Raw genomic sequence first — 13,266 nt, forward strand, 5'->3', positions numbered from 1 at the left:
AAACCCTTGACTGAATACCGCTGATTTAAATAATTACTGCTTGCCCTTGGCAATCAACTCGGCCAATTGCGCCACGTCCAGCAATGCGCACATGTGTTCAATCACGGTGCCCGCCAGCCACGGCCGCTGCCCACGCTGGGAGCGCCATTTGATTTCGTTCGGATGCAGGCGCAATGAGCGGCTGACTTGATGCACCGCCAACCCCCACTCGTAGCCCTGCACGGAAATAACGTATTGCAGGCCCTCGCGAAAATCATCGCGATAGCGCTCGGGCATCACCCAGCGCGCGGTATCCAGCACGTTGAGCTTGCCGCTCTGGCTCGGCAGTATCCCCAGGAACCAGTCCGGCTGACCAAACAGCGGCGTCAGTTCACGACCGGCCAGCGAATAGATAGAACCCAGGCACACCAATGGCACCGCCAGGGTCAGTCCGGCCACGTCGAACAGCAGGCATTCGAAGGGTTCTGCGGCCCACGCGGGGCGGCCATCATCGGGTATCGGCAAATGCGCACCGGGCGCACTTGGCCGATGAACCTCGACCAACGGATGGGCCAGCGCCTCCGCGGGCACGCCCACTTGCGAGAGTTCCACCGGCATGGCCAGCGGCGCTTCAACAGGCGCGTCAGTGGCCGGTTCAAGTTCCGGCGCAGCGGGTTCAACCGACTCCAGCGCCTGGGTTGCATCAAACAGCAAGTCGTCCAGATACGACTGCAACGCCACTTGCGAGCGGTTGGAAAGTGCTATCGGCTGCGTCATAAAGTGCCCCACTCAACAGCCTCGCGACAGAGACTTGTAGACGTTATCGGCCACACGGGACCGATACTTGAATAACCGTCCACCTCAAGCCACCTGAGGGGCAAGCTGGCGGGTCAGTACGTGCTTGAGCAACGCACGATAGGCGATTACCCCCCGGGTCTTGTCATCGAACTGCGAAGGCGTCTGCCCTGCCCGGCTGGCATCACGCAAGCGGGTGTCGACCGGGATGAAGCCCTGCCACAGGGTGTCGGGATACACGTCGCGCAACACCCGCAAGGTGCTCATCGAGGCCTGGGTACGGCGGTCAAACAAGGTTGGCACGATACAAAACGGCAGTTCCTGCGCCCGCGAGCGATTGATCATGCGCAGGGTGTGGACCATGCGCTCCAGGCCCTTGAGCGCCAGATGCTCGGTCTGCACCGGAATGATCAATTGCTGGCTGGCCGCCAATGCGTTGACCATCAGCACACCCAGGATCGGCGGGCTGTCGATGATGGCGTAGTCATAGTCCTGCCACAGTTGCGCCAGGCTGCGCGCAATCACCAGGCCCAGGCCACTTTGCCCCGGCGCCTGACGCTCCAGGGTCGCCAGGGCGGTGGTCGCCGGCAGCAAGGCAATCTTCTCGTGGCTGGTGGGCAGCAGCAATTGCGCAGCCAGACCTTCCGGCACCTGGCCCTGATGCAGAAAGAGGTCATACACGCTGTGTTCCAGACCATCTGGGTCATACCCGAAATAACTGGTCATGGAGCCGTGCGGGTCGAGATCGACCACAACCACCCGCTTACCCGCTTCTGCCAGCAAACCGGCCAGAGCGATGGATGTGGTGGTCTTGCCGACCCCACCTTTTTGATTGGCTACTGCCCAGACTCTCATTCAGTTGTTCCTCCCGGCTGCATGCGTGCCGGCCGAGACTATAGGGTTGGTGACGGGGAATTGACGGCATTCCCTCTAACCAGTGGCTGTGTCTGTGGCGGTGCAGTTTGTGTGCCAGCACGCTTGAGGGCGGCATCCGGTGTCGCGTTGGCGGTTCCCGTACCGGTCAGGCTGCGACGCACCTCCAGGTTGCGCGACACCACCAGCACCACCCGGCGGTTGAGCGCACGCCCTTCCGGGGTTGCGTTATTGGCCACCGGCTGGAACTCGCCGTAACCCACCGACGCCATGCGCCCCGGGTTCACGCCCTGCATCGCCAGCATGCGCACGATGCTCGCCGAGCGTGCCGACGACAGTTCCCAGTTGGTGGGATATTGCGCGGTACGGATCGGCAGATCGTCCGTAAAGCCCTCGACGTGAATCGGGTTTTCGAACGGCTTCAGGATCGCTGCCACCTTGTCGATAATGGTGAACGCTGCATTGCTGGGCATCGCGTCGCCACTGCCGAACAGCAAGCTTGAGTTGAGTTCGATCTCGACCCACAACTCATTGCCGCGCACGGTCAATTGTTTGGACGCGATCAAGTCGCCAAACGCATGGGTGATGTCATTGGCAATGGTTTTAAGCGGGTCATCGGGGACTTGCCCAAGGCCCGCGTCGGTATGCTCACTGTCTTTGATCAAGGGCTCGGCAGGCGCGACCGTCAGCGGACGCTCCTGACCAATGGGCACCGGCTTGATGCTGCGCTCGGTGTCATTGAACACGCCCACCAGCGCCTGGGAGATCACCCGATACTTGCCTTCGTTGATCGAGGAAATCGAGTACATGACCACGAAGAAGGCAAACAGCAAGGTGATGAAGTCCGCGTAGGACACCAGCCAGCGCTCGTGATTGATGTGTTCATCCGCAGGGCGACGGCGACGGCTCATAGTTAACCCGTGAAACCTTGAAGCTTGAGTTCGATTGAGCGCGGATTCTCGCCTTCGGCAATCGACAGGATGCCTTCGAGCAGCATTTCGCGGTACAGCGACTGGCGCATGGCAATGGCCTTGAGCTTGCTGGCGATGGGCAGCAACACCAGGTTGGCACTGGCCACCCCATAAATGGTCGCCACAAACGCCACCGCAATTCCGCTGCCCAGTTGTCCCGGATCGGCCAGATTGCCCATCACATGAATCAGGCCCATGACCGCGCCGATAATGCCGATGGTCGGCGCATAACCGCCCATGCTTTCAAATACTTTGGCGGCTTCGATGTCGCGGCTTTCCTGGGTCATGTAATCGACCTCCAGCACGCTGCGAATGGTTTCTGGCTCAACCCCGTCAACCAGCAACTGCAGGCCCTTGCGCGAATAATTGTCGGGCTCGGTGTCGGCCACGCCTTCCAGGCCCAGCAAGCCTTCCTTGCGCGCCGTCAGGCTCCAGTTGACGACACGGTCAATGCCCCCCGCCATGTCGATACGCGGCGGAAACAAGATCCACACTACGGTCTGCATCGCCCGCTTGAATGCGCTCATGGGCGACTGCAACAGTGCCGCGCCCACCGTCCCGCCCAGCACGATCAGCGCTGCCGGACCATTGGCCAGGGCGCCGAGATGGCCGCCCTCCAGGTAGTTGCCGCCGATGATCGCGACAAACGCCATGATGATGCCAATCAGACTGAGCACATCCATCAGTGGCAGGCCTCCACCAGGTGTTTGCCGATGTCATCAAGGCTGTACACCGCGTCGGCCAGGTTGGCTTTGACGATGGCCATCGGCATGCCGTAAATCACGCAGCTGGCTTCGTCCTGTGCCCACACCTGACTGCCGCCCTGCTTGAGCATGCGCGCACCTTCACGGCCGTCCGCACCCATGCCGGTCAGGACCACCGCCAAAACTTTGTCACCAAAAGACTTGGCAGCCGAACCGAAGGTAATATCCACACACGGCTTGTAGTTCAAACGCTCGTCGCCCGGCAGGATGCGTACCGCGCCGCGACCGTCAATCATCATCTGCTTGCCGCCCGGTGCCAGCAGGGCCAGGCCGGGGCGCAGGATGTCGCCGTCTTCGGCTTCCTTGACGCTGATGCGGCACAGCTTGTCCAGGCGCTCGGCAAACGCCTTGGTAAACGCGGCCGGCATGTGCTGCACCAGCACAATCGGCGCCGGAAAATTGCCCGGCAACTGGGTCAACACCCGCTGCAAGGCCACCGGCCCGCCGGTCGAGGTGCCGATGGCGACCAGTTTGTAGGCCTTGCGCTTGGGTGTGCCCGACGTTGATGCAGGTGCAGGCGCGCCACGGCTGGCGATCGGCGTGGTGCGCGCAGGGGGCAACGAGGCGGTCGGCGCGGGTGACACAAAACCGCCAAGGGCAGGCCGAGGCACAGGCGCAGGGGCTGAGACCGCAGGCGCTGGCGCGCTGTAGCTGGACATTCGGCGGTTGCTGCGCGAGATGCTGTGAACCTTCTCGCACAGCATCTGCTTGACCTTCTCGGGGTTGCGCGAGATGTCTTCGAAGTTTTTCGGCAAAAAATCCACCGCCCCGGCATCCAGCGCATCGAGGGTCACGCGGGCGCCCTCGTGGGTCAGCGAGGAAAACATCAATACCGGGGTCGGACAGCGCTGCATGATATGACGCACGGCCGTGATGCCATCCATCAACGGCATCTCGTAATCCATCGTGATCACGTCCGGCTTGAGCGCCAGCGCCTGATCGATGGCTTCCTTGCCATTGGTGGCGGTGCCGATCACTTGAATCGTCGGGTCAGCCGACAGAATTTCCGAGACGCGGCGGCGGAAAAAACCGGAATCATCCACCACCAGGACCTTGACTACCATAAACACTCCGTTAGGCGGTGCGGGGCGCAAAAGCCCCGGCTCACCAGAATCAAATACGCCGTGATGCGTAGTGCTTGAGCATGCTCGGAACATCCAGAATCAAGGCAATACGACCATCACCGGTAATGGTGGCGCCCGACATGCCTGGCGTACCCTGGAGCATTTTGCCCAACGGCTTGATCACCACCTCTTCCTGGCCGACCAGTTGATCGACCACAAAACCGATGCGCTGGGTACCGACCGACAAAATCACCACATGCCCTTCGCGCTGTTCTTCATGGGCGGCAGACGCCACCAGCCAGCGCTTGAGGTAGAACAACGGCAGGGCCTTGTCGCGCACGATCACCACTTCCTGGCCGTCGACCACGTTGGTGCGCGACAGGTCGAGATGGAAAATCTCGTTGACGTTGACCAGCGGGAAGGCAAACGCCTGGTTGCCCAGCATCACCATCAGGGTCGGCATGATCGCCAGGGTCAACGGCACCTTGATGACGATTTTCGAGCCACGACCCAGCACCGACTCGATGCTCAGTGAGCCATTGAGCTGAGCGATCTTGGTTTTCACCACGTCCATGCCCACGCCACGTCCGGACACATCGCTGATCTCGGTCTTGGTGGAAAAGCCCGGCGCAAAAATCAGGTTATAGCAGTCGCTTTCGCTCAGGCGATCGGCTGCGTCCTTGTCCATCAGGCCTTTTTTCACCGCCAGGGAGCGCAGGAAATTGGCATCCATGCCTTTGCCGTCATCGGAGATCGACAGCAGGATATGGTCGCCTTCCTGCTCTGCCGACAGCACCACCCGACCGCAGCTTGGCTTGCCTGCAGCAGCACGCTCTTCCGGGGTTTCGCAACCATGGTCGACGGCGTTGCGCACCAAGTGGACCAGTGGATCGGCCAGGGCTTCGACGAGGTTTTTATCCAGGTCGGTCTCTTCGCCCACCAACTCCAGGCTGATTTCTTTCTTCAACTGACGCGCCAGATCCCGCACCAGCCGCGGGAAGCGACCGAAGACTTTCTTGATCGGCTGCATCCGGGTCTTCATCACTGCGGTTTGCAGGTCAGCTGTAACCACGTCGAGGTTGGACAGGGCCTTGGCCATGTCCTCGTCATGGCTGTTCAGGCCCAGGCGCACCAGACGGTTACGCACCAGTACCAGTTCGCCGACCATGTTCATGATGTCGTCCAGCCGTGCGGTATCGACCCGCACGGTGGTTTCTGCCTCAGAGGCAACCGGTTTTTCCGACGGTGCAGCTGCCGCCCGGGCCGGGGCAGCACGCGCAGCCGCAACCGGCCTGGCGGGCACAGCCGCAGCGACAACGGCTGCGGAGTCCGGACTGAACTTGCCTTTACCGTGCATCTCATCGAGCAGGGCTTCGAATTCGTGATCGCTGATCAGGTTCGGGTCGCCCGCTGGCTCCTCGGCCGGGGCAACAGGTTCGACGGCCGCAGCGCCCAGTGCGTCGGTGTTGAACGCACCCTTGCCATGCAATTGATCGAGCAAGGCCTCGAATTCATCGTCGGTGATTTCATTGCTGACTTCAGCTACGGCTGCCGGCGCTTCGTCGGGCACTGCGCCGACCACTGCGGCATCCGCAGAAAACTGGCCCTTGCCGTGCAACTGGTCAAGCAGCAACTCAAATTCGGCGTCGCTGATTTCGTCACCCGCCGAGATGTCTGCCGGGACAACCGGCTCGGGCTCGTGGGCAGCGGCCTTGACCGCATCGAGGGATTCCAGCAACTGTTCAAATTCGCTGTCGGTGATATCAGTCACCGGAGCTGCGACTACCGCCACCGGCACAGGTGCAGCAACCACGTGAGCGGCCGCAGGCTCTGCCAGACGCGCCAGCGCCGCCAGCAACTCGGGGGTCGCCGCGGTGATCGGGCTGCGCTCGCGCACTTCGCTGAACATGCCGTTGACCGCATCCAGGGCCTCAAGCACCACGTCCATCAACTCCGCGTCAACGCCTCGTTCACCCTTGCGCAGGATGTCGAAGACGTTCTCGGCGATGTGACAGCACTCCACCAATTCATGGAGCTGCAGGAAGCCGGCGCCCCCTTTGACCGTATGAAAACCGCGAAAAATGGCATTGAGCAGGTCCGCATCATCCGGTCGGCTTTCCAGCTCGACCAGTTGCTCGGACAGCAACTCCAGAATTTCGCCGGCTTCAACCAGGAAATCCTGAAGGATTTCTTCATCGGCGCCGAAGCTCATGTACGTGCTCCTTGAGAAAGGCCCGCGACGCCAGGCAACAGCGCCCGCACGTCTATCGAGTCCTAAAAACCTAAACTGGACAGCAAATCGTCTACATCATCCTGACCGGATACGACGTCATTACGTGTATCGGCATGAATCTGCGGACCTTCACCCTTGGCCTGGTTTTTTTGCGAATTATTTTCAGCGCGCAACGCATCACGGTCGTGTTCGATGCCAGCAAAGCGATCCACCTGACTGGCCATCAGCACCAGTTTGAGCAGATTGCTTTCAACGTCCGTGACCAGTTGCGTCACCCGCTTGATGACCTGACCGGTAAGGTCCTGGAAATCCTGGGCCAGCAAGATGTCGGTGAGGTTGGCGGACACGACCTGACTTTGCTCGTCGCTACGCGTCAAAAAACTGTCAACCCGACGCGCCAGCTCGCGAAACTCCTCGGCACCGATTTCACGGCGCATGAAGCGACCCCAGTCTGCACTCAGGGCCTTGGCTTCCTGCCCGAGGCCGTTGACCAGCGGCGTGCTGTTCTCCACCAGGTCCATGGTTCGATTGGCGGCCGCTTCCGTGAGCTTCACAACATAAGCCAGGCGTTCCGTGGCATCCGTGATCTGCGACACTTCTTCGGCTTGCGGCATGCTCGGATCAATATGGAAATTGACAATTGCACTGTGCAGTTCACGGGTCAGTTTGCCGACTTCGCGATACAACCCGCGATCACGGGTCTGGTTGAGTTCGTGAATCAGCTGCACTGCATCGCCAAACTGGCCTCTTTCAAGGCTTTCGACCAATTCGTGAGCATGTTTTTTCAGGGTCGACTCAAAATCGCCCTGTGTAGATTCTTTATGCTCCATAGCGCCCCCAAGGCAACCGATCAACCGATGCGATCAAAGATCTTCTCGATCTTGTCTTTGAGTGCGATAGCCGTGAACGGCTTGACCACATAGCCGTTAACACCGGCCTGGGCGGCTTCGATGATCTGCTCGCGCTTGGCTTCGGCGGTCACCATCAGCACCGGCAAGTGCTTGAGTTTTTCGTCGGCGCGCACGTGGCGCAGCAACTCGATACCGGTCATGCCCGGCATGTTCCAGTCGGTCACCAAAAAGTCGATGTGACCCAGATTGAGGATCGGCAACGCCGTGATGCCGTCGTCCGCCTCGACCGTGTTGGTGAACCCCAGGTCACGCAACAGGTTTTTAATGATCCGCCGCATCGTTGAAAAATCATCAACGATAAGGATTTTCATGTTCTTGTCCAATTCGACCTCCAAGCAGTCTTAAACGCGCCCGGTCTGGGGACACGCCATTCAATCAATTCGTTTTCAAACACCGCCAGAATCGACTGTGGGAGCGGGCTTGCTCGCGATGCTGGCGGCGCGGTTTTTCTGATTCACCGTGTCGATCCCATCGCGAGCAAGCCCGCTCCCACAATAAGTACGCGTGTTCCCGTCAGTGCGCTCGCCACTGGCTCAGGCGTGCACGCAGCCGCGCTGCGCACTGGCTGTGCAGCTGGCTCACACGGGACTCGCTGACCCCCAGCACTTCGCCGATTTCCTTGAGGTTCAGTTCCTCGTCGTAGTACAGCGCCAACACCAGCCGCTCACGCTCGGGCAGATGGGCAATCGCATCGGCCAGCGCGCCCTGGAAGCGTTCGTCTTCCAGATCGCGGGACGGCTCCGGGTGAGCACTTGCGCCATCCTCATGCAGCCCTTCGTGTTCGCCGTCCTGCAACAAGTCGTCGAAACTGAACAGGCGGCTGCCCAGGGTGTCATTCAAGATGGCGTAATAATCATCAAGGCTTAACTGGAGTTCGGCCGCAACTTCATGATCTTTAGCGTCACAACCGGTTTTTGCTTCAATTACCCGAATTGCATCGCTGACCATGCGCGTATTGCGGTGGACAGAGCGCGGGGCCCAGTCGCCTTTTCGCACTTCATCGAGCATGGCGCCACGAATGCGAATCCCGGCATAGGTCTCAAAACTCGCCCCCTTGGTGGCGTCGTATTTGCCCGACACCTCGAGCAGCCCGATCATCCCGGCCTGGATCAGGTCGTCCACCTGCACGCTGGCCGGCAAGCGCGCCAACAGGTGATAGGCGATGCGCTTGACCAAAGGGGCGTAGCGCTCGATCAGCTCGTACTGGCTGTCACGGGACGCCTTGCTGTACATGCGATAGCCACTGGCGGTCATTAAAAGCGCCCCCCTGCTTGCTGCACCAGACGCTCGACAAAGAACTCCAGATGCCCGCGGGGGTTGGCGGGCAGCGGCCAGGTGTCGACTTTCTGGGCGATGGCTTTAAACGCCAGGGAGCACTTGGAGCGCGGGAACGCTTCGTAGACGGCCCGCTGTTTTTGCACGGCCTTGCGCACGCATTCGTCATACGGAACGGCGCCCACGTATTGCAGGGCCACATCCAGAAAGCGGTCGGTGACTTTAGTCAATTTGGCGAACAGATTGCGCCCTTCCTGCGGGCTCTGGGCCATGTTCGCCAATACGCGAAAGCGGTTCATGCCGTAATCGCGATTGAGCAACTTGATCAGCGCATAGGCATCGGTGATCGATGTCGGCTCGTCGCAGACCACCAGCAGCACTTCCTGGGCGGCGCGCACAAAGCTGACCACCGACTCGCCAATCCCGGCAGCGGTGTCGATCACCAGCACATCCAGATTGTCGCCGAGGTCGCTGAAGGCCTGGATCAGACCGGCGTGTTGCGCCGGGCTCAGCTGCACCATGCTCTGGGTGCCCGAAGCCGCCGGCACGATACGAATCCCGCCAGGGCCTTGCAGCAAGACATCGCGCAGCTCGCAACGCCCCTCGACCACATCGGCCAGGGTGAATTTGGGGGTCAGGCCCAGCAGGACATCGACATTCGCCAGTCCAAGGTCCGCGTCCATCAACAGAACGCGCCTGCCCAGCTCGGCCAATGCGATGGACAAGTTGACTGAGACGTTAGTTTTACCGACGCCACCCTTGCCGCCGGTCACTGCGATCACCTGTACGGGATGCATGCTGCCCATGATCTTTTTTTACCTTGTCTTACTTAGACGCGGCTACATGCGTTGGCTGCCCGTTCCCCATTGGAACAAAACCTTCAGACCATCAGATGTAGGTACATTGCAACGTAATCTTGACTACCTCAGCCTACCCGCTTGGGAGGGCTGTGATAGATATCAGCGAACATATCGGCCATGGCTTCTTCGCTGGGTTCTTCCTGCATTTGCACACTCACTGCGCGACTCACCAACTGGTGACGGCGCGGCAGGTGAAGGTCATCCGGAATCCTTGGACCATCGGTGAGGTACGCCACCGGCAGCCCGTGACTGATCGCCAGGCTCAACACCTCGCCCAGGCTTGCCGTTTCATCCAGTTTGGTCAGGATGCAACCGGCCAGCCCGCAACGCTTGTAACTGAGGTACGCCGCCGTCAGCACCTGTTTCTGGCTGGTGGTGGCCAGTACCAGATAATTTCTGGCCTTGATGCCCCGCCCCGCGAGGCTTTCCAGCTGCAGGCGCAACGCCGGGTCGCTGGCTTGCAGCCCGGCAGTGTCCACCAGCACCACGCGCTTGCGCACCAGTGGCTCAAGGGTCTGGCCCAACGACTGACCGGGGGCCACGTGGGTCACCGGTACGTTGAGAATCCGGCCCAGGGTCTTGAGTTGCTCCTGGGCGCCAATACGAAAGCTGTCCATGCTCACCAGGGCAATGTTCTGCGCGCCGTACTTGAGCACATAACGCGCCGCCAGCTTGGCCAGCGTGGTGGTTTTACCCATCCCTGCGGGGCCGACCATCGCGATCACACCGCCCTCTTCCAGCGGTTCCAGCTCAGGCGTGGCAATCATGCGCGCCAGGTGCGCCAACAGCATCCGCCAGGCCTGACGCGGCTCCTCGATGCCGGCCACTTGCGCCAGCAGATCACGGGACAGCGGCCCGGACAGGCCGATACGCTGCAGGCGACGCCACAGATTGGCCTGGGCAGGCTTGGCATCCTGCAACTGGCTCCAGGCCAGCGAGCCGAGCTGCACTTCGAGCAACTCGCGCAAACCGTTGAGTTCATGACGCATGTTGTCGAATGCGCGCTGATCAATCGTCGGTGCGGCTGGCGCAGGCGCAGGGCGCGGCGGTTCTTCAAGGGTCGGCTCGATCAACGGTTCGGCGGCGGTCAGCGGCAGACCGGCAAACAACTGACGGTTGTCCCCCGCCTCGCCCTCACCGCGCAGGCTCAACTCGGCCTGGGCCGAGACAATCCGCGATTGGGTCTTGCGCAGCTCTTCTTCGAGCTCAATGTTCGGTACACGAGGTGCCAGCGCGGACAGCTTGTAGTCCAGGGCCGCGGTCAACTCAACGCCCCCGGCTATCCGGCGGTTGCCAATAATGGCGGCGTCAGCCCCCAGCTCATCACGAATCAGCTTCATGGCCTGACGCATATCGGCGGCGAAAAATCGCTTCACTTGCATAAACCAAACCCTCAGCCGTTAGGGCCTACTGTCGCAACGATCGTGACCTGCTTGTTGTCAGGGATTTCCTGGTAAGCCAGTACATGCAGGTTGGGCACCGCCAGACGGCCAAAACGCGAAAGCATCGCGCGTACCGGGCCTGCCACCAACAAAATCACCGGATTACCTTGCATCTCCTGACGCTGAGCAGCGTCGATCAACGAGCGCTGGAGCTTTTCTGCCATGCTTGGCTCCAGCAACACGCCCTCTTCCTGGCCTTGTCCGGCCTTCTGCAAACTATTGAGCAATATTTGTTCCAACCTTGGCTCCAAGGTGATCACAGGCAGCTCAGACTCAACGCCTACAATGCTTTGCACGATGGCGCGCGACAACCCGACCCGCACAGCGGCAACCAAAGCGGCAGTATCTTGACTCTTATGGGCATTGTTCGCGACGGCTTCGGCAATGCTGCGGATGTCGCGCACCGGCACCTGTTCAGCCAGCAGGGCCTGCAACACTTTGAGCAGTTGGGACAGGCTCAGGATGCCCGGCACCAGCTCTTCAGCCAGCTTGGGTGAAGACTTGGCCAACAGTTGCATCAACTGCTGCACTTCTTCATGACCGATCAGCTCATGGGAGTGTTTGTACAGAATCTGGTTAAGGTGGGTCGCCACTACCGTACTGGCGTCCACTACGGTATAGCCCAGCGATTGCGCCTGACTGCGCTGGCTGACCTCAATCCACACCGCTTCCAGACCAAAGGCCGGATCCTTGGTGGTAATGCCGTTGAGCGTGCCGAACACCTGCCCCGGATTGATCGCCATCTCGCGGTCCGGGTAGATCTCGGCCTCGGCCAGGATCACCCCCATCAGGGTCAGGCGATACGCACTGGGGGCCAGGTCGAGGTTGTCGCGGATATGCACGGTGGGCATCAGAAAGCCCAGGTCCTGGGACAGCTTTTTGCGCACGCCCTTGATCCGCGCCAGCAACTGGCCACCCTGATTGCGGTCAACCAGCGGAATCAGCCGATAGCCAACCTCCAGGCCGATCATGTCGATGGGCGTCACGTCATCCCAGCCCAGCTCCTTGGTCTCCTGGGCGCGGGCAGGCGATGGCAACAGCTCCTGTTGGCGCTTGACCTCCTGCAGGGCCTGGACCTTGACCACGTTCTGCTTCTTCCACATCAGGTACGCGACGCCACCGGCGACTGCGGCCAGGCTGAGAAAGGAAAAGTGCGGCATGCCCGGCACCATCCCCATCACAGCCATCAGGCCTGCCGACACCGCCAGCGCCTTGGGTGAGGCAAACATCTGGCGATTGATCTGCTTGCCCATGTCTTCGGAGCCCGAAGCACGGGTCACCATGATCGCGGCAGCGGTGGACAGCAGCAGGGACGGCAACTGCGCCACCAAACCGTCACCGATGGTCAGCAAGGCGTACACCTTGCCCGCTTCGCTGAAAGTCATGCCGTGCTGGAAGATACCGACGGCCATGCCGCCGATCAGGTTGATAAACAGAATCAGCAGACCGGCAATGGCGTCACCGCGCACGAACTTGCTGGCACCGTCCATCGAGCCGTAGAACTCGGCCTCCTGGGCCACTTCCTGACGGCGGGCCTTGGCCTGGTTCTGGTCGATCAGACCGGCGTTGAGGTCGGCATCGATTGCCATTTGCTTGCCGGGCATGGCGTCGAGGGTAAAGCGGGCGCTCACTTCGGAGATACGCCCGGCACCCTTGGTCACGACCACGAAGTTGATGATCATCAAAATCGCAAAAACCACGATACCGACGACGTAGTTGCCACCGATCACCACTTCACCGAAGGCCTGGATCACCTTGCCTGCGGCCGCGTGACCTTCATGACCGTGGAGCATCACCACCCGGGTCGAGGCCACGTTCAGGGCCAGCCGCATCAGGGTGGCGACCAGCAAAATGGTGGGGAACACCGCAAAATCCAGCGGCCGCAGGGCGTAGACGCACACCAGCAGCACCACAATCGACAGCGCGATGTTGAAGGTAAAAAACACGTCCAGCAGAAACGGCGGAACGGGCAACATCATCATTGCCAGCATCACCAGCAACAACAGCGGCACACCCAACTGTCCCCGACCCAGGCCGGCCAGACCGCTGCGTGCGGTGTTGATTAACTGAGAGCGATCCAGTGACATTGCGACAAACCT

Annotated in this window: 12 protein-coding genes; all 12 read right to left on the minus strand. The window is 60.6% G+C overall.

All coding sequences use genetic code 11. The features are described from left to right. Positions 1 to 33: 33 nt before the first annotated feature. The 12 genes from VSQ83_RS15740 to flhA all read right to left on the minus strand — a co-directional run bounded on the left by VSQ83_RS15740 (position 34) and on the right by flhA (position 13,248). Positions 34 to 756: a CheW domain-containing protein gene (locus VSQ83_RS15740; RefSeq protein ID WP_133076025.1), complete on the minus strand. Its 723-nt coding sequence runs from the start codon at positions 754 to 756 to the stop codon at positions 34 to 36. An 84-nt stretch (positions 757 to 840) separates the two neighbouring features. After that, positions 841 to 1,629 carry a ParA family protein gene (locus VSQ83_RS15745; protein WP_133076024.1) on the minus strand — a complete coding sequence of 263 codons (789 nt, stop codon included), beginning with the start codon at positions 1,627 to 1,629 and terminating at the stop codon, positions 841 to 843. Positions 1,630 to 1,667: 38 nt separating this feature from the next. Next, the gene (motD, locus tag VSQ83_RS15750; RefSeq protein WP_219261014.1) at positions 1,668 to 2,558 is read right to left on the minus strand and encodes a flagellar motor protein MotD; all 891 of its coding nucleotides are present in this window, start codon (positions 2,556 to 2,558) and stop codon (positions 1,668 to 1,670) included. A gap of 2 nt (positions 2,559 to 2,560) precedes the next feature. Beyond that, entirely contained in the window at positions 2,561 to 3,301 is a 741-nt protein-coding gene (locus VSQ83_RS15755; protein WP_133076022.1) for a flagellar motor protein, read from the minus strand. Further along, positions 3,301 to 4,446, minus strand: a complete 1,146-nt coding sequence (locus VSQ83_RS15760) for a protein-glutamate methylesterase/protein-glutamine glutaminase (protein WP_326427180.1) — start codon at positions 4,444 to 4,446, stop codon at positions 3,301 to 3,303. The genes VSQ83_RS15755 and VSQ83_RS15760 overlap by 1 nt, the downstream gene beginning before the upstream one ends. A gap of 49 nt (positions 4,447 to 4,495) precedes the next feature. Next, a complete protein-coding gene (locus VSQ83_RS15765; RefSeq protein ID WP_326427181.1) occupies positions 4,496 to 6,658 on the minus strand; it encodes a chemotaxis protein CheA in 2,163 nt (720 codons plus the stop codon). Positions 6,659 to 6,720: 62 nt separating this feature from the next. Next, positions 6,721 to 7,509: a protein phosphatase CheZ gene (locus tag VSQ83_RS15770; RefSeq protein WP_133076019.1), complete on the minus strand. Its 789-nt coding sequence runs from the start codon at positions 7,507 to 7,509 to the stop codon at positions 6,721 to 6,723. Between the two features lie 20 nt (positions 7,510 to 7,529). Then, entirely contained in the window at positions 7,530 to 7,901 is a 372-nt protein-coding gene (locus tag VSQ83_RS15775) for a chemotaxis response regulator CheY (RefSeq protein WP_019828845.1), read from the minus strand. 202 nt (positions 7,902 to 8,103) lie between these two features. Then, entirely contained in the window at positions 8,104 to 8,844 is a 741-nt protein-coding gene (fliA, locus tag VSQ83_RS15780) for an RNA polymerase sigma factor FliA (RefSeq protein WP_019828842.1), read from the minus strand. Beyond that, a complete protein-coding gene (gene fleN / locus VSQ83_RS15785) occupies positions 8,844 to 9,671 on the minus strand; it encodes a flagellar synthesis regulator FleN (protein WP_095028721.1) in 828 nt (275 codons plus the stop codon). The genes fliA and fleN overlap by 1 nt, the downstream gene beginning before the upstream one ends. A 119-nt stretch (positions 9,672 to 9,790) precedes the next feature. Beyond that, on the minus strand, positions 9,791 to 11,107 hold the full coding sequence (gene flhF, locus VSQ83_RS15790) for a flagellar biosynthesis protein FlhF (RefSeq protein WP_095021423.1): 1,317 nt from the start codon (positions 11,105 to 11,107) through the stop codon (positions 9,791 to 9,793). Between the two features lie 11 nt (positions 11,108 to 11,118). Beyond that, complete coding sequence (flhA, locus tag VSQ83_RS15795) at positions 11,119 to 13,248, minus strand: flagellar biosynthesis protein FlhA (RefSeq protein WP_133076257.1); 2,130 nt, start codon at positions 13,246 to 13,248, stop codon at positions 11,119 to 11,121. Positions 13,249 to 13,266 lie beyond the last annotated feature (18 nt).

Source organism: Pseudomonas sp. DSV-1, assembly GCF_035830915.1.
Lineage (GTDB): Bacteria > Pseudomonadota > Gammaproteobacteria > Pseudomonadales > Pseudomonadaceae > Aquipseudomonas.

Coding starts and splice junctions, on each gene's coding strand:
- fleN (WP_095028721.1), bottom strand. CDS start 9,671: ATGGGCAGCATGCATCCCGTACAGGTGATCGCAGTGACCGGCGGCAAG.
- VSQ83_RS15745 (WP_133076024.1), bottom strand. CDS start 1,629: ATGAGAGTCTGGGCAGTAGCCAATCAAAAAGGTGGGGTCGGCAAGACC.
- VSQ83_RS15755 (WP_133076022.1), bottom strand. CDS start 3,301: ATGGATGTGCTCAGTCTGATTGGCATCATCATGGCGTTTGTCGCGATC.
- VSQ83_RS15760 (WP_326427180.1), bottom strand. CDS start 4,446: ATGGTAGTCAAGGTCCTGGTGGTGGATGATTCCGGTTTTTTCCGCCGC.
- flhF (WP_095021423.1), bottom strand. CDS start 11,107: ATGCAAGTGAAGCGATTTTTCGCCGCCGATATGCGTCAGGCCATGAAG.
- fliA (WP_019828842.1), bottom strand. CDS start 8,844: ATGACCGCCAGTGGCTATCGCATGTACAGCAAGGCGTCCCGTGACAGC.
- motD (WP_219261014.1), bottom strand. CDS start 2,558: ATGAGCCGTCGCCGTCGCCCTGCGGATGAACACATCAATCACGAGCGC.
- VSQ83_RS15740 (WP_133076025.1), bottom strand. CDS start 756: ATGACGCAGCCGATAGCACTTTCCAACCGCTCGCAAGTGGCGTTGCAG.
- VSQ83_RS15765 (WP_326427181.1), bottom strand. CDS start 6,658: ATGAGCTTCGGCGCCGATGAAGAAATCCTTCAGGATTTCCTGGTTGAA.
- VSQ83_RS15775 (WP_019828845.1), bottom strand. CDS start 7,901: ATGAAAATCCTTATCGTTGATGATTTTTCAACGATGCGGCGGATCATT.
- VSQ83_RS15770 (WP_133076019.1), bottom strand. CDS start 7,509: ATGGAGCATAAAGAATCTACACAGGGCGATTTTGAGTCGACCCTGAAA.